1 protein-coding gene and 1 pseudogene are annotated in these 1,075 nt (G+C 74.5%); one reads left to right on the forward strand and one right to left on the reverse strand.

What is annotated here, in order from left to right; translation table 11 throughout:
- Positions 1 to 396: pseudogene (locus tag L1885_RS28680) on the forward strand (hypothetical protein); the annotation flags it as partial.
- Between the two features lie 138 nt (positions 397 to 534).
- On the opposite strand, the gene L1885_RS28685 reads toward L1885_RS28680, so the two are convergent.
- Positions 535 to 891: a HesB/IscA family protein gene (locus L1885_RS28685; protein WP_235800052.1), complete on the reverse strand. Its 357-nt coding sequence runs from the start codon at positions 889 to 891 to the stop codon at positions 535 to 537.
- Positions 892 to 1,075: the final 184 nt, after the last annotated feature.

Below are 1,075 nucleotides of genomic sequence, written 5' to 3' on the forward strand. Positions count from 1 at the left end.
CCGCCGCGCGGGATGCAGCCGGGCGGCGGCAGCGGGGCGGCGGCGGGCCCCGGGACCGGCCGGGGCGGGACGGACGTCTCCCCGCCGGGTCCGGGTGCCTCGCCGTCCGGGACTGCCGGCGGCGCGGTTCTCGGCCGGGCCGTCTCGTACAGCACGCACGGCCGGGACCTGACGGTGCGGTTCTGGGGCGGCGTCTGCGGCACCTACTCGGTCACCGCGGACGAGTCGGGCACGGCGGTGGAGGTCGGCCTGGTGCCGCCCCGGCCGAAGCCGGGAGCGATGTGCCCGGCGATGGCGAGGTCGCTGGAGCGGACGGTCACGCTGCGGCAGCCGGTCGGCGACCGGGACGTGATCGGCGCGGAGACGGGCGCGAAGCTGCCGCGCACCGGGTCCTGACCGGCCGGTCGCAAGGGCGGGGACGGGCGGGCCGGTCGGACCGCCGCTTGCACGCCGGGCCGGCCGGCGCGGCCATGCGGAAGGGCGGCGGCCCCCCGATCGGGAGGCCGCCGCCCTTCGTCAGCCGGTTGCCGTGACTCAGTGGAAGGAGTCGCCGCAGGCGCAGGAACCCGTGGCGTTCGGGTTGTCGATCGTGAAGCCCTGCTTCTCGATGGTGTCGACGAAGTCGATCGAGGCACCACCCAGGTACGGGGCGCTCATGCGGTCGGTGACGACCTTGACGCCACCGAACTCCTTGACGACGTCCCCGTCGAGCGAACGCTCGTCGAAGAACAGCTGGTAACGCAGGCCGGAGCAGCCACCGGGCTGTACGGCGACGCGCAGCGCGAGGTCATCGCGACCCTCCTGCTCGAGCAGGGTCTTGACCTTGCTCGCGGCGGCGTCGGACAGGAGGATGCCGTCGCTCACGGTGGTGGTCTCGTCCGATACGGACATCTGCTTCTCTCCCGGGTTGTACGGACTGCTTGCCGACATAAAAACCGGCGCGGCCGCGGATTCATTCCACGGCCCGGTACTCATTCCCCTCTTCATGCTCGCACACCCCGCGCCGGTACGGGCCGGCCCGGCCTCCCGGGCCGGGACCGCGGCCGCCGCGCGGGGCGGCCGGGCCGGCCGTCGG

This window comes from Streptomyces fuscigenes, from assembly GCF_021556455.1.
Taxonomy (GTDB): domain Bacteria; phylum Actinomycetota; class Actinomycetes; order Streptomycetales; family Streptomycetaceae; genus Streptomyces; species Streptomyces fuscigenes.